The sequence below is a fragment of the Xanthomonas arboricola pv. juglandis genome (assembly GCF_001013475.1).
Lineage (GTDB): Bacteria > Pseudomonadota > Gammaproteobacteria > Xanthomonadales > Xanthomonadaceae > Xanthomonas > Xanthomonas arboricola.
Genome location: NZ_JZEF01000002.1, coordinates 252,454 through 276,665, shown reverse-complemented (window position 1 = coordinate 276,665; position 24,212 = coordinate 252,454). Strand labels below are relative to the sequence as shown.

The following is a 24,212-nucleotide window of genomic DNA, read 5'->3' as shown; positions in this document are numbered from 1 at the left end:
ACAGCCTGAGGCGCACCACACGCCGCTGTATGGCGTTGCGTGAAGCCCGCTTGCAGCGCCAGGCATGCCGCACGACCGGGCATGCATCTTCCTCGCACGGACGCGAACGAACGGCGATCACCATCGATTTCCTGCGTCAGCGCCTGTGCTACTTTTGCGCCTGCCGTGCCGTGCCTGGCCGCGCCTGATGGCGATCGTCGAGGCTCCTCCCACCGTGCGACCGGTATCCGAGCGAATGTCTCTTCGAAGCGAGCGCGTCACGCAGCTGGGCTCGGTCCCGCGGTTTCGGCTTGGGCCCTTGCTGGTCGAGCCGGAACGGCTTGCGCTGATCGACGACGGCCAGACCATCGCGCTGGAACCGCGCATGATGGAAGTGCTGATCGCGCTGGCCGAACGGGCCGGCGAGGTGGTCAGCGCCGAGCAGTTGCTGATCGAGGTGTGGCACGGCAGCTTCTACGGCGACAACCCGGTGCACAAGACCATCGCCCAACTGCGCCGCAAGCTGGGCGACGACAGCCGCCAACCGCGCTACATCGAAACCATCCGCAAGCGCGGATACCGGCTGCTGCCCAAGGTGGTGTTTCCCGACGATTATCGCGGTGCGGTGATGGGCACGCAGGTGTGGGGACACGGCAGCCCGTACGTGGGGCTGCAGGCGTTCGATCCCGCACATGCCGAGGTCTTCTTCGGCCGCAGCCATGCGATTGCGCAGGTGCTGGGCGCGATGCGCGCGCAATTGCACAGCCAGCGCGGGCTGGTGCTGGTGAGCGGTGCCAGCGGCTGCGGCAAGACCTCGTTGCTGCGCGCCGGCGTGGTGCCGTTGCTGGCGCAGCCCGGCGGGCTGGATAGCCTGGAAGCCATTGCGGTGGCGTATTGCAACCTGGTGCAATGCCGTGGCGGCGATGTGCTCGACACGCTGGCGCGCGCGCTCGGCGACTGGACAGCCGGCGGGCGGGCGGTGTTTTCGCCGGCGCAGATGGCGGCGTTGCCCGAGTGGCTGCAGCGCCCTGCCCCGCTGCATGCGGCCATTGGCGAGGCGATGCGTCAACGCGCACCAGCGCGCGACAGCGCGCAGACCCAGCGCCATCTGCTGCTGGTGATCGACCACGCAGAAGCGCTGGTGGCCACGCCCGGGATCACCGATGCCGACCGCGCCGCACTGGCCGCGGCCTTGCAGGTGCTGTGCAGCAGCGCGCAGGTGGCGGTGCTCATGCTCACCCGCAGCGATTTCTACCCGCGCCTGATCGACGCCTTGCCGCAGATCGTCGAACTCAAACGCGGCGACGGCCATGTGGATCTGCTGGCGCCGCGCGATGGCGAGATCGGCCAGATCATCCGCGTGCCGGCGGCCATGGCCGGGCTGCGCTTCGAAGAGGACCGCGACAGCGCCAGCCGGCTGGACGATGTGCTGCGCGATGCCACCGCGCGCCAGCCCGATGCCCTGCCGTTGCTGCAGCATCTGCTGCATGCCTTGCACGCGCAACGCAGCGACGACGGCCTGCTGACCTTTGCCGCCTACCGCGCATTGGGCGGGCTGGAAGGCGCCTTGGCGCACCATGCCGAACACACCTTCCGTGCCCTGCCGGCTGCCGCACAGGCGGCATTGGGCGAGGTACTGAGCTTGCTGAGCGTGATCCATCCCGACAGCGATGCGGTGACCGCGCGGCGTGCGCTGTGGTCGGCCCTGCCGGCGCACGGCGCAGCGCGCGTGCTGGTGGATGCCTTCGTGCAGGCGCGCCTGTTCGTCAGCGAGCTGGTGGCCGGCGAGCCGGGGTTTGCGGTCGCGCACGAGGCCTTGCTGCGGCAATGGCCGCGCGCGGCCGAGTGGATCCACGAAAACCGCCGTCTGCTGCAGGCGCGCAAGCGGCTGCAGCTGGCCGCACAGCGCTGGGCTGCCGAAGGCCGGCGCAGCGATCACCTGCTCAACAGCGGCCGCCCGTTGAGCGAAGCGCGCGAGGCGGCGCGGCGCATGCCGCAGGATCTGGATGCGCTGGATCACGCGTTCCTGCATGCCTGCGAGCGCTCGCAACGCCGCCGCCGCGGCCTGTATGCAGCGGCGGCGACCTTGCTGGTGGTGCTGGCGAGCGCGTCGATGCTGCTGGGCTGGCAGGCGCGGCAAGCGCAGCAGGTGGCCGAACAACGGCGCGACCAGGCCCAGCAACTGGTGAGCTACATGCTGGGCGACCTGGCCGAGCAGTTGCGCACGGTGGGCAACCTCAAGCTGCTCGACAGCGTGGGCAGCCGCGCGCTGCGTTATCTGGAAGACCTGCCCAGCGCGAGCATGCAGCCGGGCGATCTGATCAACCACGCCCGTGCGCTGCGCACCACCGGCGAGGTGCTGATGAACCAGGGCAAGCTGGACGAGGCGCAGGCGGCATTCACGCGTGCCGCCGCCACTGCCGAGCAGGCGCGTGCGCGTGCACCGGCGTCGCTGGAGGCGCATGCCGAAACCGGGCAGACCGCGTATTGGCTGGGCGATCTTGCCTACCGGAGCAAGCAGTTGCCCGTGGCACAACGCTACTGGTCGCAGTACCTGGCCGCCTGCGAACACCTGGTGCGCGCCGCGCCGCAGGATCCGCACTGGCAACTGGAACTGTCCTACGCCCTCAACAACCTCGGCACGCTGGCCAAGGAGCAAGGCCGGACCGGTGCGGCGATCGGCTTGTTTGCGCGCTCGATCGCCCTCAAGCGCCAGTTGCTGGCGCGCACGCCGGACAACGCAGCGCTGCGCTACGAGCTGGTGGACAGCCTGTCCTGGCTGAGCCTGGCGCAGGAAATGCAGGGCTCGCTGGCCCCCGCCGAGCAGGGCTACCGCGAGCAGATCGCCGTGCTGCGCGTGCTGGTCGAGCACGATCCCGACGCGCATGCCTGGCGCAGGCGTCTGGCCGGCGCGCTGATCCGCGTCTCCAACCTGGCGCTGGCGCGCGGCCAGCTGCACCAGGCGCAGACCGATGCGCAGGACAGCCTGCGCATGCTGCAGGCGCTGGTGGCCTTGCAGCCGGACAATGTCGCCTGGCGCCGCGATCTGGCGCATGCCGACGCCCAGATCGGCTGGATGGCCGCGCTGGACGGGCAGCCCGAACTGGCGGTGCGGCACCTCGAGCGCGCCCGCCAGACCATGGCCGGGTTGCTGACACAGGCGCAACCGCTGCCGGAGTGGCAGTGGCTGGACGCCATCATCGCGCTGCGCCTTGAGCGCGTGCAGCGCACGCGCGCGGGCGACCACGCCGATGGCCTGGCGCCGATCGTTGCGCAACTGGATGCCCTGCACCGCGCCAGGCCCGACGATCTGCTCGGCCTGGCCGCCCTGGCCCAGGCGCTGGTCTGGCAGGGCGAACAACAGGCCGCCGCCGGCGACGCGGCCGGCGCACGCGCGGCGTGGAAGCGCGCGGTGGCGGTGTTGGGCAAGGACATCGGCAACAGCCGCGACAAGAACCTGCTGGACCCCTGGATTCGCGCACAGGTGCATCTGGGCCAGCGCAGCGCCGTTACGCAACAGCTCGGATGGCTGTATCACGCGGGCTACCGCCACCCGGGATTCGTCTCCCTCTATGCCCCGCTTTTCAAGGAACAGGACAGCTCATGACGGACTTCAAGATCAAGCTCACGGTGGCGCGGGTGGGATTCGGCGGCAACACCGGTGCCGGCGAGTATTTCTACAGCTTCGCCCCGGACCTGCTGATTGTGGACAAGCACGACAAGGCATCGACGCTGCTCTATTACTTCGATGAGGACGTCGTCCCCCGGCATTTCAAGATCAGGAGCCTGCTGAGTTCCGATGCCTTGAAACAGATCGGGCAACCCACGATCAGCCCCGACGGCCGCAGCGTGCAGGTCACCAACGCCAATAGCGTCCCGACCCTGATCTTCCTGACCATCATCGTCGAGGACGAAAGCCGGAAGGACAAGAAGACCTGGTTCAGCTGTGACCCCCAGGTGGGCAACGATCCGCAGATCAACCCGCAGGAAACCCCGCCCCGGCCGTAAGCCCTGCGTCGACAACCGTCTGGCGGCTCGCCGCCAGGCGGTGTGTTGTTGCGGTGTGTTGTTGCGGTGTGTTGACGCAGTGCGTTGATGCAGTGCGTCGGCGCGGCATAGCGTGCGCATGCACGGGACCTGGGCCAGCGACGACCAAACCACTGCCGCTGGCACCTACGGTCGACCTGCACACTGGACCAGCTGCCACGGAGGAGACTCCTGGCGGTCGCGATATATCTCGCTGTGACCTGGCTGGCGTGCGCATTGCCGGGCGCTCCGGCCAACCGTAGATGGCGGCAGGCAGGCCTGCCGCGGTGTCGCCAACGACACCTGGCGACGTTTCTTACCCCACGCAGTCCGGCGCGCGCGGCTGGATGCCGGCCGGCGCGTCCGCCAGGCCGGTGGTGCAGTGCGGCGCCACCGGGTGCAGCCGGTCATCGCGCTCGGAGCCGTTGCTGAAAGCCACCTTGAACTGGCCGCGGCTAGACCACGCGCCGGGCGTGCCGGTGCCGACGCGGTGGGTGCTGCCAACGCCGCGCCCTGCCCTTGGCCCACAGGCCGGGCCCCGGCTGCAACCGCCCTGGTCGGTATGGGCGAACAAGCTGTCGCAGGTCCGGGCCGCTGCGCCCTGCGCGGTCAGGTCGCAGGGCGCCACGCCGACGCGCAGGTCGCGCTCGGTTGGCGGCTGGGTATGCAGCGCGGCCTGGACCCAGGCGATCGGCAAGTCGGCCTGGGTGGGCGCCGCCCAGGCGCTGGTGGACAGCACGACGATCAGCACGAACAGATACCGGACCAGGCGCATGACGGACTCCGCAGCGGACCGGAGCGCGGCGCGTCCCCGAGCGACCTCGGTGGCCGCCGGACGACCTTCCCGCCTGGCCGCCCGCACGACCTGACGGCAACCTTACGGTTGTTGCCCAATCCTGCCGAAGCCGGGAAATTCCTTATGAAACAACGCCATGCAATCCGGCGAGAGCGCGTCATGCACCATGGTGGCGATGTGTCCGAGCGTTGCGCCAGTTCCCGCATGCGGCGGTGACAGCTCCGCAGAGCCCCGCCCTTCGGCTGGGAGGACCGCCCTTCGACTGAGCCGAATGGGCCAACGCCAGCACCGACAACAGCGAACTCGGCCAGCGAAGGGCAGACGACCAGCGCTCCGGGCTGACCGCCGGCTGTTCCTTCTCCCTGCGGGAGAAGGTGCCCGCAGGGGCGGATGAGGGTACGGGCGAAGCCTCGTGCCATCTCATCTCAGGAGTGGCTCTGCCCCGTACCCTCACCCCGCCCCAGCTCTTGCGATTCCCGATTCCCGATTCCCGATTCCTGAGTCCGCTCTGACCACTCCCCACTCCCGACTCCCCAATCCCCGCCCTCAAATCACCCGCAACGTGATCGCCTTCAACACCGCCCTTGTGCGGTCGCGGGTGCCGAGCTTTTCCAGAATGGTGGAGACGTAGTTCTTCACCGTGCCTTCGGCCAGGAACAGGGTGCGGGCGATCTCCTTGTTGGAATAGCCGCCGGCGAGCAGGCGCAGGATCGCCACCTCGCGCTCGCTGAAGGTCTCGCGCGGGGGCTGCTGGTCGCGGAACTGGTAACGCGCCCGTACCGGGTCGGTGCTGACCGGCTGCAGCAGGGTCTCGCCGTGGGCCACCCGCTCGATCGCCTCGCGCAGGTCTTCCGGGGCGGCGTCCTTGAGCAGGAAGCCCTGCGCGCCGGCCTCGGTGGCGCGCAGCAGCAGGTCGCTGTCGTCGAAGGTGGTCAGCAGCAGCACCGGGGTGCGGTCGCCACGGGCGCGCAGTTGCTGCAGCGCCTGGATGCCGTCCACGCCGGGCATGCGGATGTCGCTGAGCACCACATCCACCGAGGTGGTGCTCAGCGCATCCAGCAATGCCTGGCCGTCGTCGGCCTCGCAGACCACCTCCACGCCCTGTTGCTGCAACAGCGCGCGCAGGCCGGCGCGGACCAGGATCTGGTCGTCGGCCAACGCGATGCGATGGGCACTCATGCCGGTAGCCTCGCGATCAGGTGCATGCCGCCAGTGGGCGTGCGGCCAAGCTCAAGCTGCCCGTGCAGGGCGGCCAGGCGTTCGCGCATGCCGGTGATGCCGTTGCCTTCGCGGATGCGCTCGGCCCGGCGGCCATCGTCGCAGATGTCCACCTGCAGCTGCGCGCCCACGCACTGCAGGTGCACCGCGACCTCGTTGGCGTCGGCATGCCGCACCGCGTTGGTCAGCGCCTCCTGCACCAGCCGCAACAGCAGCTCGGCCACGCGGGCATCGGTGATGCGCACGGCCGGGTCGATCTGCAGGCGCAGCGCCGGGCGTGGGAACGGTGCGGCCAGCGCGCGCAAGGCGGTCTGCAGGTCCAGGCCCTGATCGTCGCGCAGCGACTGCACCACGTTGCGGATGTCCGACAGCAGTTCGGCCGACAGCTGCTCCACCACCGCGACCTCGTCGCGCCGCGCCAGCGCCGGGTCGGCACCGAGCAGGCGCAGGTTGATGCGCATGGCGGTGAGCTTGTGCCCGGCCACATCGTGCAACTCGCGCGCCAGGCGCAGGCGCTCGGCATCGCGCGCGCTGTCGGCCAGCAGCGCGCGGGTGGCCAGCAGGTCAGCATTGACGTAGGCCAGCGCATCGCGCGCGCGCTCGGCGCTGCGCGCGTAATGCGCGGTCAGCGCGGCAAAGGCTTGGAAGCTGGTGTAGATGATCACCACCAGCAGTGGGCGCGGCATGTGCGCCTGCACGAAGACCGCATACATGGCCGCATTGAGCGCCAGCATCAACGCCAGTACCTGCGGCGGTTGCCAGCGCATCGCCGCCTGCGCGACCACCAGCACCAGTAGCACCGGCGAAGTACCGGTGCGCGGCTCCAGCCAGACCATGGCCACCGCCAGCAATGCCTGCAGCAACAGGGCGCCATGCTGCGGCAGCGGCCGTGGCGGCAGAAGGGAACGCAACAGGAACAGCAGGGTGAAGGCGATCAACGTGGTCCAGCGCCATTGCCCATACGGTGGCAGCTCCGGGCCGAACGACAGCATGACCCCGACGATGGTGAGCACGCCGGCCAGGTTCAGCGGTTTGGTGATGTCGCGCAGGAGGCATGTCATGTGGCGATGCTGACCGCCGCGCGGCCACTCGGCAATGGTGCGCGTGCAGAAAGTGACTTCCGGCAGGTGGGATCAATGACCTGCGGCCCCTGCGATCCATGCGGCGCGTGCGCACACTGACATCACCAGCCCACCCATCGCCACGGAGTCACGCCATGTCTGCTTCCAGTCTGTTTCTCGCCCTCACTCTGGTCTGGGGGGGCTATGAACTGCTGCTCAGCCGCCGTCGCCGCGCCAACGATGGCGGCGCGCACGACCAGGGCACGCTGCAGCAGCTGTGGTGGGTGCTGTCTGTGGCGGTAGCCATTGCGGTGGCGCTGGCCTATAGCGGGCTGGCGCGCTGGCCGCAGGGCTGGTACGCACCGCTGCAGTGGGCCGGCTGCGCCCTGATCGTCAGTGGGCTGGCGTTGCGCGTATGGGCCATCCAGGTGCTGGCACGCTGGTTCACGGTGGATGTGACCATCCAGCCCGACCACCAACTGGTGCGCAGCGGCCCATACCGCTGGCTGCGTCACCCGTCCTATACCGGCGCGCTGATGGCGTTCTACGGGCTGGCGCTGGGCATGGGCAATGGGTTGTCGGTGGCGGCGATCGTGGTGCCGGTGACCTGGGTCTTCCTGCACCGCATCCGTATCGAAGAGGCCGCGTTGCAGCGTGCCTTTCCGCTGGCTTACCCGGCTTATGCAGCGCAGAGCCGGCGCCTGCTGCCGCTGGTGTGGTGAGAGTTGATAAGGCTGCGGCGCAGCACCGCTGCGCTGGGCCTTGCCGGGCTTGCGTCCTGCAGATCGCGCAGCGGTCCACCGGCCACACCGATGGTCTTACACTCAGCGGCTAACCCGCCGCTGCCGTTCGTCTTCGATGATCATTTCCGCCGCTTCCGACTACCGTGCCGCCGCGCAGGCGCGCCTGCCGCCGTTCCTGTTCCACTACATCGATGGCGGGGCGTACGCCGAGCACACCTTGCGGCGCAATGTCGCGGATCTGGCCGATATCGCGCTGCGCCAGCGGGTGCTGCGCAACATGTCGGACCTGAGCCTGGGCACCGAACTGTTCGGCGAGACGCTGGCGATGCCGGTGGCGTTGGCGCCGGTCGGGCTGACCGGCATGTACGCGCGGCGTGGCGAAGTGCAGGCCGCGCGCGCGGCGGCCGCACGCGGGATCCCGTTTACGTTGTCCACGGTGTCGGTGTGCCCGATCGAGGAAGTGGCGCCGGCGATCGCGCGGCCGATGTGGTTCCAGCTGTACGTGCTCAAGGACCGCGGCTTCATGCGCAACGCGCTGGAGCGCGCCAAGGCGGCCGGGGTGACCACACTGGTGTTCACCGTGGACATGCCCACGCCGGGCGCGCGCTACCGCGATGCGCACTCGGGCATGAGCGGGCCCAATGCGTCGCTGCGGCGCATGCTGCAGGCGGTGACGCATCCGCGCTGGGCCTGGGACGTGGGCTTGCTGGGTCGCCCGCACGACTTAGGCAATATCTCGACCTACCGCGGCAGCCCGACCGGCCTGCAGGACTACATCGGCTGGCTGGGCGCCAACTTCGACCCGTCCATCGCCTGGAAAGACCTGGAATGGATCCGCGAGTTCTGGACCGGGCCGATGGTGATCAAGGGCATCCTGGACCCGGACGATGCGCGCGATGCGGTGCGCTTCGGCGCCGACGGCATCGTGGTGTCCAACCATGGCGGCCGCCAGCTCGACGGCGTGCTGTCCAGCGCGCGCGCATTGCCGGCCATAGCCGATGCGGTGAAGGGGCAGCTGAAGATCCTGGCCGACTCGGGCATCCGCAGCGGCCTGGACGTGGTACGCATGCTGGCGCTGGGCGCCGATGCGGTGCTGCTGGGGCGCGCGTTCGTCTATGCGCTGGCGGCCGGCGGCCAGGCCGGCGTGGAGAATCTGCTGACCCTGATCGAGCGCGAGATGCGCGTGGCGATGACCTTGACCGGCACCCATTCGATTGCCGAGATCAGCAGCGATGCGTTGAGCCGGGTGACGCGGGAGAACGTGGTCTCGCCTTGATGGGATTCGGGATTTGGGATGCGTTGGTAGCTGAGAGCGGGTGGTCTGCGACTTGGCTGCAGGGCCCTTGCCCGCCCACCCTCGCAGGACACGCCGCAAGTACGTCCTTGTAGGCTCTTACGCGGCATCCATGCCGCGTAAGGTCCCGCGACGGTGAGCGGGCAAGGGCCTGTCGAGAGGGTCGGTGCACATGGTCAGGCTGTGTGCGTGATGCGTGTCTGATCGAATGAACGTAGCGAGCAGTCGTCGGGTCGGTGCGGGCTGCGCGCAGGAGCCGCGATGTACGCGTTACATGCCGGGCTCCGAGCATCGACCGCGCCCGCCTGGTGGCGGCGCAGCCGTCTTGTTGGCTCTTAGTGGTTGTCGTCGCCGGTGGGCAAGTATTGCTGCAACGCCAGCACCGATTCCCAGGGATCTGCACGCTGACGCTTGGCACGCTGCAGGGCCTTGTCCATCGGGAAGGCATCCGGGCCGCTGATCTTGCCGAGTTCTTCCCAGCGTAGCGGCACGGCGACGGTGGCCTTTTCGCGTGCGCGCAGCGACCACGAACACACGCTGGTATTGCCGCGCCCGTTGCGCAGCCAGTCGACGAAGATCACGCCGTGGCGCTTGGCCTTGCTCATGGTGGCCACGTAGCGGTCCGGGGCGTGCGTTGCCAGTGCCTGGGCGAAGGCCTCGCAGAAATCGCGCGCCTGCTCCCAGTCCGCTTCCGGCACGATCGGCACCACCACATGCAGGCCCTTGCCGCCGGACAGGCGCACCGCACTCTCCAGGCCTGCACTGCGCAGCTTGGCGCGGATGTCGCGCGCGGCCGCCACCACGTCGGCCCAGGACACCCCGTCGCCGGGGTCCAGGTCGAACACCAGCCGATCCGGATGCTCCGCATCGTCGACCTGCGCGCCCCAGGGATGCAGTTCCAGCGTGTTCATCTGCACCAGCTCGAGCAGGCCGGCGGCATCCTCGACGTAGATGTAGTCCTCGGTGCCGCTCTTCTGCTGCAGCGGAATCGCCTTGATATGCGTGCCCAGGTGGCGGCCTTCGTGCTTCTGGAAGAAGCAGTCGCCACCGGCGCCATCGGGGCAGCGCAGCAGCGACAAGGGGCGGCGTGCGATCTCTGCCAGCACCAGCGGCGCCACTGCGCGGTAATAGTCGGCCACATCGCCTTTGCTGATGCCCGCTGCAGGAAACACTACCCGCTCGGGATGGGTGATGGTGATGCCGTCCGTGGACGTGGACGTGGACGTGGATTTGGATTTGGATTTGGATGTTGTGGACTTGGACGCCGTGGATTTGGAGACCGTGGACGTGGGCGCTGCAGCCTTTTTGGATGTCGTGGTCGCGGTCGTCTTCGATGCCGTCGACCGCACGCGCTTGCTGGCGGTGCTGGTGGATACTTCGACCGTCGTTCTGGAGGTTTTCTTCGTTGCCGCCTTGCGCGCAGGTGCAGCGGCCGTGGTCGCAGCACCGCCCTTACCCGCAGCACGCGCCTTGCCTGGCGTGGCGCGGTCACCGCCCAACTCGCTCATGGGCTTGTCCTCGCGTAGACGCTTGAATGCGGCCTGCCGCAGCAGACCTTCCTTCGCCCAGCCGCGAAAGGCGACCTCGGCGATCAAGACCGGCCGTACCCAATGCACATCGCGTGGCCGCCCGGGGATGTGCGTCGGCAATTCCAGCGTGGCGGTGTCGCTGTGCAGCGCCTGCAACAGCGCGGTGATCTTGCCGAGCAAGGCATCGTCGAAGCCGGTGCCCACACGCCCGACGTAACGCAGCGTCTTGCCCTCGCGCTGCGCCATCAGCAAGGCGCCGAAGCCGCTGCGCGCGCCCTTGGGGTCGGTGTAGCCCACCACCACGAACTCGTCGCTGTCTTCGTGTTTGGTCTTGACCCAATCGGCACTGCGCCCTTCACGATACCGTGCATCGGCGAGCTTGCTGACGATGCCTTCCCAGCCGGTGCCGGCACTGGCCGCAAAGACTTCCGGGCCGTGGCCGATCACATGGTCGCTAAACGCCAGCGTGCCCGGCACATCGCCCAGCACGTCGTGCAGCAACTGCTTGCGTTGCAGCAGCGGGGTGTCGCGCAGATCCACTCCGGCCACGCCGAGCAGGTCGAACACGATGTAACGCAGCGGCTGCGTGACGCTGCCATCGAGCGCGCGTTGCAATGCCGAGAAGTCGCTGCGCCCATGCGCGTCCAGCACCACCAGCTCGCCATCCAGGCGCGCATCGCGCACCGGCAGGGCCTGCACTGCGCGCACCACGTCCGGGAAGCGCTGCGTCCAGGCCTGGTCGTTACGCGAGCGCAGCTGCACCTGGCCATCGACCATGTCGGCCAGCAGGCGGTAGCCGTCCCACTTGATCTCGTGCAACCAGCGCTCGCCATCCGGCGCCTGCTCGCGCAGCAAGGTCAGTTGCGCGCGCAGCTCGGTTGGGCATGGCGCATCGCGCGCGCCGTCCAGCGCCAGAGCGCGGGTACGCCACTGCCTGGCGTCCGCGCGCGCCGGGCGTGCGCGTTTGCCGGCTGCAGTTGTCTCGGCGCTCGCCGTTGCCGTCGGCGCGCGCCGCGCCCGGCTGGCCTTGGCACGGGTTGCCGGCGCCACTGCAGCCGATGCGCCAGCGGCCTGCTGCGCCACCAGCGCATCGGCATCCAGATCGGCCGCGTACGCATCGCTGCGCTTGAACAGCAGCCATTGCGGTTTGCCACCGCGCATCTGCGTGCGCACCAATGCAAAACCGCCGCGCAGCAGCGTGCCCTGCAGTTCGAATTCCAGCTTGCCGGCTTCCAGTGCCGCCAACGCATCGCCTTCGCACTGCCAATGCCCGTGGTCGAACACATCGACATGCCCGGCGCCGTAGTGGCCTTGCGGAATATCGCCCTGGAAGCTGGCATACGACAGCGGGTGATCCTCCACCTGAACTGCCAGGCGCTTTTCGCCCACGCGCAACGATGGGCCCTTCGGCACGGCCCAACTCTTGAGCACGCCGTCGGCTTCCAGACGGAAGTCGTAATGGCGCGAGCTGGCGTGGTGCAACTGCACGACGAAGATCGGCTGCCTGCTGGCGCGCGCCGGCGTGTCGCCGGCCGGCTCCGGGGTCTGGTCGAAGCGGCGCTTGGCGTTGTAATCGTGCAATGACATGGGCGGGGCCTAGCCGGCCTTGCGGCGCGGTGCCGCCTTGCTGGCGGTGGTTTTGGTGGTCTTGGCCGCGGTCTTCTTGGTGGCCTTCTTGGCCACTTTCTTGGTGGCGGTCTTTTTGGCCGACCCGGTTGCCGGCGCGCTGCTCTTCTTGGCCGGCGTGCGCGTATTGGCCTGCAGGCTCTTCTGCAGCAGCGACATGAAGTCGACCACGTTGGTGCTGGCGTCTTCGTGTTGCGGTGGCTCGACATCCACGGTGGTGGTGCCGCCCTTGGCCTGGATGCGCTTGCGCAGGATCTGCTCGAGCTTGCCGCGGAACTCGTCGTGGTAATCCTCCGGCTGCCAGGTGCCGGACATCGACTCGATCAGCTGCTTGGCCATCTCCTGTTCCTTGGGCGTGATGCGGTACTCGCCCACCGCGCCGGCCGGCAGCTTGAAGTCCTGCGGGTCCACCACTTCCTGCTGGTAGCGCAGCAGCAGCAGGATCAACGCATCGCCCTGCGGCATCACCGCGGCCAGGTATTCGCGCGTGCGGATGACCACCTTGGCAATGCCCACCTTGCCGGTGTCGCGCAGCGTCTCGCGCAGCAACACGTAGCCTTTTTCGGCCTTCTTGCCCGGCACCAGGATGTAGGGCTTTTCGAAATAACGCGGGTCGATATCGGCGGCGTCGACAAAGGTTTCCACCTCCACGGTCTCGTGGCTTTCCGGCGAGGCTGAGCGGATGTCCTGCTCCTCGACGATGACATAGCTGCCCTTGTCGTATTCGAACGCCTTGACGATCTCCTTCCAGGGCACCTCATCGCCGGTGTCGGCGTTGACGCGCTCGAAGCGGATCGGCTTCTTGTCGCGCGAATCGAGCATGCGGAAATGCAGATCCACCTTGCGCTCGCCCGACATCAACGACACCGGCACATTGAGCAAGCCGAACGAGAGGGTTCCGGTCCAGATCGGTCGTGCCATCGGCGTGTGACTCCGGGTGTCGTGTGAGTTAACCCATAGCTGTAGCGCGGCCACCGTGATCCAAGCGTGAGCCGTGCGTCAGCAGCTGCCACTGCGCCCCCTTCACTAGGCGCGCGGTGAACTGCGCATCCATCCCGATGACCAGGAGCACCGCATGTCCCGCGACCCACTGCGCGACCAACCGACCCAGCCGGGCGAACAGCACGGCAAGCGCGATGCCGAACACTATGAAGACCGCGGTGCCGGCGATGCGCCCGACACGCTGGTTCCTGCCAATGGCGACACCCCGGCCAAGACGCCGGGCACCGCGCCGTCGACCGTGGCAGACCGCTGAAACCAGCCGGCTGATTCCCCGCCCGGCAGCACCGCCAGGCGGGCCAGGTTACGCCCGGCCTGCCCGCTGCAGCTGGGCGAACTCCTCGTCGGCAAACAGGCGCGAGCGCACCAGAAAGCGCACGCCCTCGCCGTTTTCCAGCGAGAACATGCCACCGCGCCCCGGCACCACATCGATGATCAGCTGGGTATGCTTCCAGTATTCGAACTGCGAGGGGCTGATGTAGAACGGCGCGCCGCCGATCTCGCCCAGCAGCACGTCGCGGTCGCCGACGATGAAGTCGCCCACCGGGAAACACATCGGCGATGAGCCATCGCAGCAGCCGCCGGATTGATGGAACAGCACATCGCCGTGGCGTGCGCGCAGCGTGTCGATCAACTGCAACGCCGCCAGCGTGGCCATCACCTGCAACGGCGGGTCTGTCTGCGTGGTGGTGCCCTGCATCGTCTGCCTCCTGCGGCGCGGTCACGCCGCCATGTCGAGCACGATACGCCCCTCGATCGTTCCGGCGTGCATGCGCGCGAACACGTCGTTGATGTTGTCCAGGGTGTCGGTGGCCACGGTCGCCGCGACCTTGCCCTGCTCGGCGAAGGCCAGTGACTCCTGCAGGTCCAGCCGGGTGCCGACGATCGAGCCGCGCACGGTCACGCCATTGAGCACCATGCCGAAGATGTCCAGCGGGAACTGGCCCGGTGGCAGGCCGTTGAGCGACACCGTGCCGCCACGCCGCACCATGCCGATCGCCTGCTCGAACGCCTTGGGCGATACCGCGGTGACCAACGCGCCGTGTGCGCCACCGATTTCCTTCTTGAGGTAGGCCACCGGATCGGTGGTGCGCGCATTGACCGTCACCGTGGCGCCCAGGCGCCTGGCCAGTGCCAGCTTGGCGTCGTCCACATCCACGGCGGCCACGTTCAGTCCCATCGCCTTGGCATATTGCACTGCCATGTGGCCGAGCCCGCCGATGCCGGAAATCACCACCCACTGGCCCGGCTTGGTATCGGTGACCTTCAGGCCCTTGTAGACGGTGACGCCCGCACACAGGATCGGCGCGACCTCGACGAAGCCGATGCCCTTGGGCAGATGCCCGACGTAGTCCGCGTTGGCCAGCGCGTACTGCGCGAAGCCGCCGTTGACCGAGTAGCCACTGTTCTGCTGCGCCTCGCACAGGGTTTCCCAGCCACCCAGGCAGTGCTCGCAATGCCCGCAGGCCGAGTACAGCCACGGGATGCCGACGCGGTCGCCTTCCTTGATGTGCTTGACGCCTTCGCCGACCGCCACTACGTGGCCAACACCTTCGTGGCCGGGAATGAACGGCGGGTTCGGCTTGACCGGCCAGTCGCCTTCGGCGGCGTGCAGGTCGGTGTGGCAGACGCCACAGGCTTCGATCTTGACCAGGATGTCGCCGGCAGCCGGGCGCGGCACCTCCACCTCCTCGATCACCAGAGGCTTGCCGAACTCGCGTACCACTGCAGCTTTCATCGTCTTGTCCACATTGCACTCCTGTCGCTGTCGTTGAGGAACCTTAGCCCCGGGCCGCAACCGGGGCCTTGATCGAGGTCAAAGCCGCGGCGCGCACGCACGGCGCCAGCCGATCGTCGCCGCGCACGAGCGCGACCGGCATGGGTGTCAGAAGAAGCCCAGCGCCTTGGGCGAATAGCTCACCAGCAGGTTCTTGGTCTGCTGGTAATGGTCGAGCATCATCTTGTGATTCTCGCGGCCAATACCCGACTGCTTGTAGCCGCCGAACGCGGCATGCGCCGGATAGGCGTGGTAGCAGTTGGTCCACACGCGCCCGGCCTGGATCGCGCGGCCCATGCGGTACAGGCGCGACGCATCGCGACTCCACACACCGGCACCCAGGCCGTACAGCGTGTCGTTGGCGATCGCCAGCGCCTCGGCTTCGTCCTTGAAGGTGGTCACCGACACCACCGGCCCGAAGATCTCTTCCTGGAACACGCGCATCTTGTTGTGGCCCTTGAACACCGTCGGCTTGACGTAGAAGCCCTCGGCCAGCTCGCCATCGAGCGTGTTGCGTTCGCCGCCGATCAACACCTGCGCGCCCTCCTGCTTGCCGATATCGATGTAGGAGAGGATCTTTTCCAGCTGCTCGCCGGAGGCTTGCGCACCGACCATGGTGTTGGGATCGAGCGGGTTGCCCTGCTTGATCGCGGCCACGCGCGCGAGCGCCTTTTCCATGAACCTGTCGTAGATCGATTCCTGGATCAGCGCGCGCGAGGGACAGGTGCACACCTCGCCCTGGTTGAAGGCGAACAGCACGAAGCCTTCCACCGCCTTGTCGAGAAAATCGTCGTCTTCGGCCATGACATCGGCAAAGAAGATGTTGGGCGACTTGCCGCCCAGCTCCAGCGTCACCGGGATCAGGTTCTGGCTGGCGTATTGCATGATCAGCCGGCCGGTGGTGGTTTCGCCGGTAAAGGCGATCTTGGCGATGCGCGGGTTGCTGGCCAGCGGCTTGCCGGCCTCAAGCCCGAAGCCGTTGACCACGTTGAGCACGCCCGGCGGCAGCAGGTCGCCGATGACTTCCATCAATACCAGGATCGAGGCCGGGGTCTGCTCGGCCGGCTTCATCACCACGCAGTTGCCGGCGGCCAACGCCGGTGCCAGTTTCCAGCACGCCATCAGCAGCGGGAAGTTCCACGGAATGATCTGCCCGACCACGCCGAGCGGTTCGTGGAAGTGATAGGCGATGGTGTCGCTGTCGATCTCGGAGATGCCGCCTTCCTGCGCGCGGATGGCGCCGGCGAAATAGCGGAAGTGATCCACGCACAGCGGCACATCGGCATTGAGCGTTTCGCGCACCGGCTTGCCGTTGTCCCAGGTCTCGGCATGGGCGAGCAGTTCCAGATTCTGCTCGATGCGGTCGGCGATCCTGAGCAGCACATTGGCGCGCTCGGTGGTGGAGGCCTTGCCCCACGCGTCCTTGGCCGCATGCGCGGCATCCAGCGCGGCTTCGATGTCCTGTGCGTTGGAGCGCGCGATCGAGGTGAACACCTTGCCGTTGATCGGCGTGGTGTTGTCGAAGTACTGGCCGCTGTGCGGCGCCACCCACTTGCCGCCGATGAAGTTGTCATAGCGCGGTTTGAAGATGGACTGCGGGTCGGTATTCAGCGGCTTGGCGGATGTGACGGCATTCATCGGTGTCTCCTGCGGTACATGGGAGGAAGCCCGTGACGGGCGTCTCCGGTGTCACGCAAGGGCGATGCCAGGTTTTGCCTGCTGCACTGCGTCAGCCCGATCGCGCCGCGGGTGCTGCCGATGGGCGCGGTCTTCGCTGCGGCGCATCACGCGCGGCGCTTGCGCTGTGTCCGCAAACATGGTGTTTATCGCGACAGTGATCTTCTGGACTGTCGCAGATTGCGACACGAGGTGGCGGATGGCGATGTCGACGGAGCAGCAGCTGGGCCGGGCGCGGCGCTCGTTCTTCGAGCGCGGCGCGATGCCGGCCGGGCAGGTACCGGACGCGATCCTGCAGTCGTGGCGACGTTGCCAGCGCCAGGGCCTGGCCGCCGAGGCGGCACCGGCGATCGAACCGGTTAGCGCCGCACGCCTGCGCGAGATGCGCGAACGCCACGAGACCCTGTGGCGGCGTGCGCGCGCCGAGCTGGAAGGGCTGTCGGCCGACGCAGCGGCCACCGGCAGCGTCGTGCTACTCACCGACGAGGCTGGCTGGATCCTCGATGCCGAGGGCAGCACCGGCTTTCTCGAGCGCGCCGGGCGGGTGGCACTGATGCCCGGCGCCTGTTGGAGCGAGAGCGTGTTCGGCACCAATGCCATCGGCACCGCGATCGTGGAGAGCCGCTCGATCGAGGTTCGCGGCGGCGAGCACTACCTCGCCCCGCACGGCATCCTCAGCTGTGCCGCGGCACCGATCTTCGACCCTTACGGGCAGCTGGTGGGCGTGCTCGACATCTCCGGCGACGCGCGTCTGCAGCACATCCACGCGCTGGGACTGGCGCGGCGCGCGGTTGCCAGCATCGAGCACCGCTACTTCGACGACGGCATCGCCGATTGCGAACTGCTGCGCGTGCACCACGACCCGGCCCTGCTCGGCACCGCGCGCGAGGGCCTGCTGGCATTCCGCGGCGGGCGCCTGGTGGCAGCCAACCGCGCCGGCCTGCAGCTGTTCGGGCTGGAGCGCCATGAACTGGGGCGCGCGCGCTACGACGCGCTGTTCGAGGAGCCGCTGACCCGGCTGCGCCACGACGGCGCCCTGTTCGATCGCCAGGGCCGCGCCCTGTACGGGCGCGTGGACGAGCGCGGCGACGCGCGGCCGCGCCGGCGCGCCACGCAGCCACCGATCACGGTCTCGGCCGCCCGCCAGGACGGTGATCGCGATGCGCCGCTGTTCGAGGCCGAGATCGAGCGCCTGCTCGGGCGCGCCTGCCGGGTGCTGGATGCCGAGCTGCCGGTGCTGGTGCAGGGCGAGACCGGCACCGGCAAGGAGGTGTTCGCGCGCGAGCTGCACCGCCGCTGCACGCGCGCCGCCCGCCCGTTCGTCGCGGTGAACTGCGCCGCGCTGCCCGAGGGCCTGATCGAGGCCGAGCTGTTCGGCTACGAGGACGGCGCCTTCACCGGAGCGCGCAAGCACGGCAGCCCGGGGCTGCTGCGCCAGGCCGAGGGCGGGGTGCTGTTTCTCGACGAGATCGGCGACATGCCGCTGGCGCTGCAACCGCGGCTGCTGCGCGTGCTGCAGGAGCGCGAACTGTCGCCGCTGGGTGGCGGCAAGCCGGTGCGGCTGGACTTCGCGCTGATCTGCGCCACCCACCAGGACCTGCAAGCGGCGATCGCCGACGGCCGCTTCCGCGCCGACCTGTACTACCGCATCGCCCATCATGCGGTGGCGCTGCCGGCGCTGCGCGCGCACGCCGACCGCCCGCTGCTGGTGCAGGAGCTGTGGCAACGCCTGGGGCAGGGCCGCCGGCTCAGCAGCGACGCGCTGCGGGTTCTGGCCGACTACGACTGGCCGGGCAACCTGCGCCAGCTCTCGGCCTGCCTGCGCACGCTGGTGGCGCTGAGCGAACCCGGCGAATGCATCGACCGCGACGCACTGCCGGGCTACCTCGCCACCCGGACCGCAGTGGCGGCGGCCGCCGGTGCCGCACCGGCACCGGCCGATAGCCTGGAGCAGATGGAGAAGGCGGCGATGCGGCAGGCGCTGGACGCCTGCGGCGGCAACGTCGCGCAGGCGGCACGCCGGCTCGGCATCAGCCGCAGCACGCTGTATCGCCGGCTCGGCCCGCAACGGGCCTGACGCCGGCGGCATTCATCGCCCACCGACGTGGCCCAGGAAGGCGCGGATGCGCGGATGCGCATGTGCGCCATCGAAGAACGCCTCGGGGCGGCCGTCGAAGGCGATCTGCCCCTGGTCGAAGAACAGCACCCGGTCGGCGACCTCGCGCGCGAACCCCATTTCGTGCGTGACCACGATCATGGTCATGCCCGAGGCGGCGAGCTGGCGCATCACGTCCAGCACTTCCTTGACCATCTCCGGGTCCAGTGCCGAAGTGGGCTCGTCGAACAGCATCACCCTGGGCTGCATCGCCAGCGCCCGTGCGATGGCCACGCGCTGCTGCTGCCCACCGGACAGCGCAAACGGGTACTTGTGGGCGTGCCGCTGCATGCCGACGCGGGCCAGCAGCGTCTGCGCGCGCGCCTCGGCTTCGCGCCTGGACAGCCTGCGCGTGCGGCGCGGCGCCAGCGAGACGTTTTCCAGCGCAGTCATGTGGCCGAACAGATTGAACTGCTGGAACACCATGCCGACCTCGCGGCGCAGCGCGTCCAGCCGGCGCGGATCGTCGTCGACCTCGATGCCGTCGACCTCGATCCGTCCGCTGTCGTGGCGCTCGAGCCGGTTGAGCGTGCGCAGCAGGGTGCTCTTGCCCGAGCCGGACGCACCCAGGATCACGCATACCTGGCCGGCCAGGAACCCGGTGCTCACCCCGCGCAGCACGTGCTGCGTGCCGAAGCGCTTGTGCACCTGATCGAGCTTGATCAGAACCTCGCTCATGCGCGTGCTCCCTCCACGTCCAGGCGGCGCTCGACCGCGTTCGAGATGCGCGTCAGCAGCGTCGTCAGCAGCAGATAGATCAGCGCGACCGTGATCATCGCCGGCAGCGGCTGGAAGGTGGCGGCCTGCATGCGGTTGCCGACGTTGGTCAGTTCCACCACGCCGATCGCATAAGCCAGCGAGGAATCCTTGAGCAGCGCGACGAAGTTGTTGACCAGCGGCGGCAAGGCGACCTTCAGCGCCTGCGGGAACACCACGTCGACGAAGGTGTGCCAGCGCGACAACCCCAGCGACCGCGCCGCCTCGCCCTGGCCGCGCGGCACCGCCAGCAGCCCGGCACGGATCGCCTCGGCGTTGTACGCGCCGGCGTTGAACGCCAGCGCCACGCAGGCCGAAGCGAATTCCTCCATCTTCAGCCACGGCGCCAGCGCCGGCAGCGCCAGGAACACGAACAGGATCTGCACGATCAGCGGAGTGCCGCGGATGATCCAGACATAGAACGCCGCAGCCCAGCGCAGCGGCGCGAACGCCGCCAGCCGGCCCAGCGCCGCCAGCAGCCCCATCAGCACCCCGGCGGCACCGGCCACCACGCTCAGCTCGACCGTGGTGCGGGTGCCTTCGGCGAAGATCTGCGCGTTCGAGGCGATCGGCTCGGGCGCCAGCGACAGCGGGATCCACAGCAGCCACAACGTCAGCATCAGCAGTGCGGTGGTCGCGGCGATGACCAAGGTGCTGCGTTGTCGGGTGGACCAGCCGGACGGCCAGCGGGCGAGGAAATTGGTCATGGCACCTGCCTTGTCAGGGGAACGTCACTTGCAGCGGATGTCTTGGTCGAAGTATTTGCGCGAAACCGCGGCATAGCTGCCGTCGGCCATGACCTGGGCGAGCGCGCGATCGTAGGCGGCGGCCAGCCCGGCATTGCCCTTCTGGGTCGCCGCGGCGATGTGCTCGACGAGCAGCAGATCGCCCACGTGCAGGCCGGCGCGCGGATCGCTGGCGACCGCCGCGAGCGCGACGAAGCGGTCGGTCACCCAGGCATCGGTGCGCCCGCTCGCCAGCGCGGTGCGGGCGTCACGGTCCTGCGGAAAGTTGCGGATCTGTCGCGGCTTGGCCAGCCGGCGCAGGTTTTCCAGGTAGGTCGAGCCGGTCTGCACGCCGACGACCCTGCCGGTCAGGTCGGCGGCCGAACGGATGTTCGGGTCGCGCGCGACCACCACGCTGCCCGAGCAGTAATGCGGATGGGTGAAGGTCACGGCGCGGGCGCGCTGCGCGGTCACCCCGTGCGAGGACACCACCAGGTCCCAGCGGTCCTGCAGCAGCCCGGTCAACAGCGAGTCGAAGCCGAGCGTCTTCCACTTCAGTCTCAACCCCATCCGGCGTGCGACCAGCTCGGTGATCTCGATCTCGAAGCCGGACAGGCGGCTGCCCTGGAAGTAGTTGAACGGCGGGAACTCGCCGCCGGTAGCGACGATCAGCGTGCCGCTGCGGCGGATCTCCTCCAGCGGGCGGGCCGGCGCGGACGCGGCGGCCAGGACGAGCACGAGGAGGACAAGCGGGCGCACCAGGTTCATCGGCACTCTCTCTGACTGACAGGGTAGACGGATGGATCGCCGTCCGGCATGTCCGCAGACCGCACCGACGGGGGGGCGGACCGACTATGCCATCCTCGCCGGTCAAGCAGAACGACTCACTCTGGAGCGTTGTGCGCAGGTATGCAGCAGATCGCCGCGATGCGCTGGTCAATCTGGCCTGAGCCGGCCCTCGGTGCGGCGCGCACGCGTCGTGCGAGACCGACGCAGGCATGCGCGGCCCGGATCCCGGCCGGACGCAGGGCAGCGGCGGTGCGCGGCGCAATGAAGGCCGCGTTGATCTGCGCCGCCAGGCGCGATGCGTTTCAGGCCTTGCGGGTGGAGAGCAGGATGCTGGTCTCGGTGTTGGCGATGCCCTCGATCGCACGGATCGCATTGAGCACCTTGTCGAAGGCTTCCAATGTGTCGGCACGCAGTTCCGCCAGCAGATCCCAACGCCCGTTGGTGGTATGCAGCGCCACCACGTTCGGGTTGCCGCGCAACCGGCGCCGCACATGTTCGCCTTGATGGCCGTCGATCTCGATCGTCATGACCGCGCGGATGCGGTGCGGCTCGCTTTCCGGGCGCAGCCGCACGGTGTAGCCGACGATGACGCCGTTGCCCTCGAGCCGCGCGATCCGGTTCTGCACGGTCGCGCGCGCCACCCGCAGCTTTCTCGCGATGGCGACCACGGGCATGCGCGCGTCGTCGCGCAACAAAGCGATCAGCTGGCGATCGGTCTCGTCCATGGCATGCCAAATGCAAACGGGGCTTGGCAGAATGTATAGGGTTGCGTGATTTCTGACAATTGCCTCTGTTCAAACTGGCATCCGTACGCGCCAGACTAAATCCGTTGCCGCAACCTCACGGAAATCCTTGATGACGCACTTCGTGGACGTAACGACGATGTCCCGGCTGATCGAGCAGATCGGGCTGGGCCGCTTCATCGGCGAGCTCGCCGAAGCGATCACCGAGGATTTCCTGCGCTGGCCGGAATTCGAGAAATCCGCACGCCTGGCCAACCACTCAGAGTTCGGCGTGATCGAGTTGATGCCGGTATCCGATGCCGAGCGCTACGCCTTCAAGTACGTCAACGGCCATCCGCGCAACACCGCCGACGGGCTGTACACGGTGATGGCCTTCGGCGTGCTGGCCGAGGTCGCCACCGGTTATCCGGTATTGCTGTCGGAGCTGACCGTCGCCACCGCGCTGCGTACCTGCGCCACCTCGCTGATGGCCGCACGCGCGCTGGCCCGGCCCGATGCGCGGCGCATGGCGCTGATCGGCAACGGCGCCCAGAGCGAGTTCCAGGCGATCGCGTTCCACCTGCACCTGGGCATCGAGGAACTGACGGTCTACGACATCGACCCGCGCGCCACCGACAAACTGGTGCGCAACCTGGCGGCCTATCCACGGCTGTCGATCGTGCGCGCCGGCTCGGTCGCGGACGCGGTACGCGGCGCCGACATCGTCACCACCGTCACCGCCGACAAGACCCGCGCGAGCGTTCTGCGCGCGGACATGCTGGCGCCGGGCATGCACATCAACGGCGTCGGCGGCGACTGCCCCGGCAAGACCGAGCTCGAGGCGGCGGTGCTGCGCGCGGCGCGGGTATTTGTCGAGTACGAACCGCAGACCCGCATCGAAGGCGACATCCAGCAGCTGCCGGCGGACTTCCCGGTGACCGAGCTCTGGCGCGTGCTGGCCGGCGCCGCGCCCGGCCGCCGCGACGCGGCGGAGATCACCGTCTTCGATTCGGTCGGCTTCGCGCTGGAGGACTACGCCACGCTGCGCTACGTCCACCGCCAGGCGCAGCAACGCGACCTCGGCGTCCGCATCGAACTGGTGCCCTGGGCGGACGACCCCAAGGACCTGTTCCCGTTCACCCGCAGCACCCGCGCGCGCGCGCGGCGGGTCGCCTGAGTCCGCCTGGAGACCATGCCATGTCCGTCCCGTCCCCGTCCCAGACGCCGTCCGCGGTGGTGATGATCCGTCCGCACCGTTTCGCGCCGAACGCCGAGACCGCGGCCGACAACGCGTTCCAGACCGCAGCCGCCGGAAGCGACGCCGCGGCGCTGGCTGCAGACGCGCACCGCGAGGTCAGCGTGGCGGTCGAGCGGCTGCGCGCCGAAGGCGTTCAGGTGCACCTGTTCGAGGACACCGGCGAGCGCGGGACGCCCGACTCGGTGTTTCCGAACAACTGGTTCTCGACCCATGCCGACGGCCGGATCGCGCTGTACCCGATGTATTCGCCGAGCCGTCGCCGCGAGCGCCGCGACGACGTGATCCAGCTGCTCAAGGACACCTATCGCGTGCGCGAGGTGGTCGACTACTCCGGACTGGAGGCGCATGGCCAGTTCCTGGAAGGCACCGGCGCGATGGTGCTCGACCACCCGGCGAAGGTCGCCTACATGGCCCGCTCGAACCGGGCCGACGCGCGGGTGCTGACGCGCTTCGCGAGCGACTTCGGCTTCGAGCCGCTGGCGTTCGATACCCGCGACGCCTCCGGCCAGCCGATCTATCACACCAACGTGATGATGTGCATCGCCACCCGGTTCGCGCTGGTGGGCCTGGGCAGCATCTCCGATCCACGCCAGGCGGAAGCGGTGGGCGCGCGGCTGCGGGCCGCAGGGCGCGAGCCGATCGAGCTGGAGCCCGCGCAGCTGGCGGAGTTCGCCGGTAACGCGATCGAGCTGGGCGGCCGCGACGGCCGGATCCTGGCGCTGTCGCAGCGCGCCTGCGACAGCCTGAGCGCCGCCCAGAAGCGGCGCATCGCCGTCAGTGCGCGCCTGCTGCCGCTGGCGGTGCCCAGCATCGAGCTGGCCGGCGGCTCGGTGCGTTGCATGATCGCCGGCATCCACCTGCCGGCGCGCCGCTGAGCGCGCCGGGCACGCACGCACGCGGGCGCCGCACCGCGCCCGCGCGCAAGAAGCCAACCAGCCCGGCCGATTCGGGGCGCAGCGACTCGACGCCGGCTGCTGCACGTGCGAGGACAACACGCGCACGCTGTCGCGCACAGGTAGCGGCACTTGCCTTCAGGCTCTCGTCGCCGCACACCATTTCGTGCATGAGTGGCACAGGCTCGC

20 protein-coding genes and 1 other RNA gene are annotated in these 24,212 nt (G+C 68.7%); 8 read left to right on the top strand and 13 right to left on the bottom strand.

Going from position 1 to position 24,212, the window contains the following annotated elements; translation table 11 throughout:
• Positions 1–235: 235 nt before the first annotated feature.
• Together XARJCFBP2528_RS06560 and XARJCFBP2528_RS06555 are read left to right on the top strand one after the other, a co-directional pair.
• The gene (locus tag XARJCFBP2528_RS06560) at positions 236–3,586 is read left to right on the top strand and encodes an nSTAND1 domain-containing NTPase (protein ID WP_026064418.1); all 3,351 of its coding nucleotides are present in this window, start codon (positions 236–238) and stop codon (positions 3,584–3,586) included.
• Positions 3,583–3,987, top strand: coding sequence for a hypothetical protein (locus tag XARJCFBP2528_RS06555; protein WP_016902904.1), 405 nt, complete (start codon positions 3,583–3,585; stop codon positions 3,985–3,987). Before XARJCFBP2528_RS06560 ends, XARJCFBP2528_RS06555 begins: the two co-directional genes overlap by 4 nt.
• A 334-nt stretch (positions 3,988–4,321) precedes the next feature.
• On the opposite strand, the gene XARJCFBP2528_RS06550 is transcribed toward XARJCFBP2528_RS06555, so the two are convergent.
• The 3 genes from XARJCFBP2528_RS06550 to XARJCFBP2528_RS06540 all read right to left on the bottom strand — a co-directional run bounded on the left by XARJCFBP2528_RS06550 (position 4,322) and on the right by XARJCFBP2528_RS06540 (position 7,080).
• Positions 4,322–4,780, bottom strand: coding sequence for a hypothetical protein (locus XARJCFBP2528_RS06550; RefSeq protein ID WP_016902905.1), 459 nt, complete (start codon positions 4,778–4,780; stop codon positions 4,322–4,324).
• Positions 4,781–5,347: 567 nt separating this feature from the next.
• A complete protein-coding gene (locus tag XARJCFBP2528_RS06545; RefSeq protein WP_016902906.1) occupies positions 5,348–5,980 on the bottom strand; it encodes a response regulator transcription factor in 633 nt (210 codons plus the stop codon).
• On the bottom strand, positions 5,977–7,080 hold the full coding sequence (locus tag XARJCFBP2528_RS06540; protein WP_016902907.1) for a sensor histidine kinase: 1,104 nt from the start codon (positions 7,078–7,080) through the stop codon (positions 5,977–5,979). Before XARJCFBP2528_RS06540 ends, XARJCFBP2528_RS06545 begins: the two co-directional genes overlap by 4 nt.
• A 155-nt stretch (positions 7,081–7,235) precedes the next feature.
• Here XARJCFBP2528_RS06540 and XARJCFBP2528_RS06535 point away from each other — a divergent pair, with 155 nt between their 5' ends.
• Positions 7,236–7,802, top strand: a complete 567-nt coding sequence (locus XARJCFBP2528_RS06535; protein ID WP_016902908.1) for a methyltransferase family protein — start codon at positions 7,236–7,238, stop codon at positions 7,800–7,802.
• Positions 7,803–7,938: 136 nt separating this feature from the next.
• Positions 7,939–9,099, top strand: coding sequence for an FMN-dependent L-lactate dehydrogenase LldD (lldD, locus tag XARJCFBP2528_RS06530; protein ID WP_016902909.1), 1,161 nt, complete (start codon positions 7,939–7,941; stop codon positions 9,097–9,099).
• A gap of 220 nt (positions 9,100–9,319) precedes the next feature.
• Here lldD and XARJCFBP2528_RS22155 read toward each other — a convergent pair.
• From XARJCFBP2528_RS22155 to ku, 3 genes are all read right to left on the bottom strand, one after another.
• Positions 9,320–9,393, bottom strand: a non-coding RNA gene (locus tag XARJCFBP2528_RS22155) — sX9 sRNA.
• Positions 9,394–9,452: 59 nt separating this feature from the next.
• On the bottom strand, positions 9,453–12,233 hold the full coding sequence (gene ligD, locus XARJCFBP2528_RS06525; protein WP_026064420.1) for a non-homologous end-joining DNA ligase: 2,781 nt from the start codon (positions 12,231–12,233) through the stop codon (positions 9,453–9,455).
• Positions 12,234–12,242: 9 nt separating this feature from the next.
• A complete protein-coding gene (gene ku, locus XARJCFBP2528_RS06520; RefSeq protein WP_016902911.1) occupies positions 12,243–13,193 on the bottom strand; it encodes a non-homologous end joining protein Ku in 951 nt (316 codons plus the stop codon).
• Positions 13,194–13,347: 154 nt separating this feature from the next.
• Between ku and XARJCFBP2528_RS06515 the strand changes: the two genes are divergently transcribed.
• Positions 13,348–13,527, top strand: a complete 180-nt coding sequence (locus tag XARJCFBP2528_RS06515; protein WP_016902913.1) for a hypothetical protein — start codon at positions 13,348–13,350, stop codon at positions 13,525–13,527.
• Positions 13,528–13,575: 48 nt separating this feature from the next.
• On the opposite strand, the gene XARJCFBP2528_RS06510 is transcribed toward XARJCFBP2528_RS06515, so the two are convergent.
• The 3 genes from XARJCFBP2528_RS06510 to adh all read right to left on the bottom strand — a co-directional run bounded on the left by XARJCFBP2528_RS06510 (position 13,576) and on the right by adh (position 16,686).
• The gene (locus XARJCFBP2528_RS06510; protein WP_016902914.1) at positions 13,576–13,971 is read right to left on the bottom strand and encodes a DUF779 domain-containing protein; all 396 of its coding nucleotides are present in this window, start codon (positions 13,969–13,971) and stop codon (positions 13,576–13,578) included.
• Positions 13,972–13,992: 21 nt separating this feature from the next.
• Positions 13,993–15,021: an alcohol dehydrogenase AdhP gene (adhP, locus tag XARJCFBP2528_RS06505; protein ID WP_026064421.1), complete on the bottom strand. Its 1,029-nt coding sequence runs from the start codon at positions 15,019–15,021 to the stop codon at positions 13,993–13,995.
• Between the two features lie 135 nt (positions 15,022–15,156).
• Positions 15,157–16,686 carry an aldehyde dehydrogenase gene (gene adh, locus XARJCFBP2528_RS06500; protein WP_016902917.1) on the bottom strand — a complete coding sequence of 510 codons (1,530 nt, stop codon included), beginning with the start codon at positions 16,684–16,686 and terminating at the stop codon, positions 15,157–15,159.
• A gap of 238 nt (positions 16,687–16,924) precedes the next feature.
• Between adh and XARJCFBP2528_RS06495 the strand changes: the two genes are divergently transcribed.
• Entirely contained in the window at positions 16,925–18,802 is a 1,878-nt protein-coding gene (locus XARJCFBP2528_RS06495) for a sigma-54-dependent Fis family transcriptional regulator (RefSeq protein WP_016902918.1), read from the top strand.
• Between the two features lie 12 nt (positions 18,803–18,814).
• Here XARJCFBP2528_RS06495 and XARJCFBP2528_RS06490 read toward each other — a convergent pair whose 3' ends face one another.
• The 4 genes from XARJCFBP2528_RS06490 to XARJCFBP2528_RS06475 all read right to left on the bottom strand — a co-directional run bounded on the left by XARJCFBP2528_RS06490 (position 18,815) and on the right by XARJCFBP2528_RS06475 (position 21,875).
• Positions 18,815–19,558: an amino acid ABC transporter ATP-binding protein gene (locus XARJCFBP2528_RS06490; protein ID WP_016902919.1), complete on the bottom strand. Its 744-nt coding sequence runs from the start codon at positions 19,556–19,558 to the stop codon at positions 18,815–18,817.
• Positions 19,555–20,343, bottom strand: coding sequence for an amino acid ABC transporter permease (locus XARJCFBP2528_RS06485; protein ID WP_016902920.1), 789 nt, complete (start codon positions 20,341–20,343; stop codon positions 19,555–19,557). The genes XARJCFBP2528_RS06490 and XARJCFBP2528_RS06485 overlap by 4 nt, the downstream gene beginning before the upstream one ends.
• 24 nt (positions 20,344–20,367) lie before the next feature.
• Positions 20,368–21,129, bottom strand: a complete 762-nt coding sequence (locus XARJCFBP2528_RS06480) for an ABC transporter substrate-binding protein (protein ID WP_016902921.1) — start codon at positions 21,127–21,129, stop codon at positions 20,368–20,370.
• Between the two features lie 323 nt (positions 21,130–21,452).
• Positions 21,453–21,875 (bottom strand): Lrp/AsnC family transcriptional regulator, encoded by a 423-nt coding sequence (locus XARJCFBP2528_RS06475; protein WP_016903899.1) that lies wholly within the window; start codon positions 21,873–21,875, stop codon positions 21,453–21,455.
• Between the two features lie 130 nt (positions 21,876–22,005).
• On the opposite strand from XARJCFBP2528_RS06475, the gene XARJCFBP2528_RS06470 reads away from it, so the two are divergent.
• Together XARJCFBP2528_RS06470 and ctlX are read left to right on the top strand one after the other, a co-directional pair.
• On the top strand, positions 22,006–23,049 hold the full coding sequence (locus XARJCFBP2528_RS06470; protein ID WP_026064673.1) for an ornithine cyclodeaminase: 1,044 nt from the start codon (positions 22,006–22,008) through the stop codon (positions 23,047–23,049).
• A 20-nt stretch (positions 23,050–23,069) separates the two neighbouring features.
• On the top strand, positions 23,070–24,005 hold the full coding sequence (ctlX, locus tag XARJCFBP2528_RS06465) for a citrulline utilization hydrolase CtlX (RefSeq protein ID WP_016903901.1): 936 nt from the start codon (positions 23,070–23,072) through the stop codon (positions 24,003–24,005).
• Positions 24,006–24,212 lie beyond the last annotated feature (207 nt).

Bases quoted from the DNA above. Each gene is read 5' to 3' on its own strand.
- XARJCFBP2528_RS06480 (WP_016902921.1), bottom strand. From the start codon at position 21,129: ATGAACCTGGTGCGCCCGCTTGTCCTCCTCGTGCTCGTCCTGGCCGCC.
- XARJCFBP2528_RS06535 (WP_016902908.1), top strand. From the start codon at position 7,236: ATGTCTGCTTCCAGTCTGTTTCTCGCCCTCACTCTGGTCTGGGGGGGC.
- XARJCFBP2528_RS06540 (WP_016902907.1), bottom strand. From the start codon at position 7,080: ATGACATGCCTCCTGCGCGACATCACCAAACCGCTGAACCTGGCCGGC.
- XARJCFBP2528_RS06560 (WP_026064418.1), top strand. From the start codon at position 236: ATGTCTCTTCGAAGCGAGCGCGTCACGCAGCTGGGCTCGGTCCCGCGG.
- XARJCFBP2528_RS06470 (WP_026064673.1), top strand. From the start codon at position 22,006: ATGACGCACTTCGTGGACGTAACGACGATGTCCCGGCTGATCGAGCAG.
- ku (WP_016902911.1), bottom strand. From the start codon at position 13,193: ATGGCACGACCGATCTGGACCGGAACCCTCTCGTTCGGCTTGCTCAAT.
- XARJCFBP2528_RS06475 (WP_016903899.1), bottom strand. From the start codon at position 21,875: ATGGACGAGACCGATCGCCAGCTGATCGCTTTGTTGCGCGACGACGCG.
- XARJCFBP2528_RS06515 (WP_016902913.1), top strand. From the start codon at position 13,348: ATGTCCCGCGACCCACTGCGCGACCAACCGACCCAGCCGGGCGAACAG.
- XARJCFBP2528_RS06490 (WP_016902919.1), bottom strand. From the start codon at position 19,558: ATGAGCGAGGTTCTGATCAAGCTCGATCAGGTGCACAAGCGCTTCGGC.
- lldD (WP_016902909.1), top strand. From the start codon at position 7,939: ATGATCATTTCCGCCGCTTCCGACTACCGTGCCGCCGCGCAGGCGCGC.
- XARJCFBP2528_RS06510 (WP_016902914.1), bottom strand. From the start codon at position 13,971: ATGCAGGGCACCACCACGCAGACAGACCCGCCGTTGCAGGTGATGGCC.
- adh (WP_016902917.1), bottom strand. From the start codon at position 16,686: ATGAATGCCGTCACATCCGCCAAGCCGCTGAATACCGACCCGCAGTCC.
- XARJCFBP2528_RS06495 (WP_016902918.1), top strand. From the start codon at position 16,925: ATGGCGATGTCGACGGAGCAGCAGCTGGGCCGGGCGCGGCGCTCGTTC.
- ligD (WP_026064420.1), bottom strand. From the start codon at position 12,233: ATGTCATTGCACGATTACAACGCCAAGCGCCGCTTCGACCAGACCCCG.
- XARJCFBP2528_RS06545 (WP_016902906.1), bottom strand. From the start codon at position 5,980: ATGAGTGCCCATCGCATCGCGTTGGCCGACGACCAGATCCTGGTCCGC.
- XARJCFBP2528_RS06555 (WP_016902904.1), top strand. From the start codon at position 3,583: ATGACGGACTTCAAGATCAAGCTCACGGTGGCGCGGGTGGGATTCGGC.
- XARJCFBP2528_RS06485 (WP_016902920.1), bottom strand. From the start codon at position 20,343: ATGACCAATTTCCTCGCCCGCTGGCCGTCCGGCTGGTCCACCCGACAA.
- XARJCFBP2528_RS06550 (WP_016902905.1), bottom strand. From the start codon at position 4,780: ATGCGCCTGGTCCGGTATCTGTTCGTGCTGATCGTCGTGCTGTCCACC.
- ctlX (WP_016903901.1), top strand. From the start codon at position 23,070: ATGTCCGTCCCGTCCCCGTCCCAGACGCCGTCCGCGGTGGTGATGATC.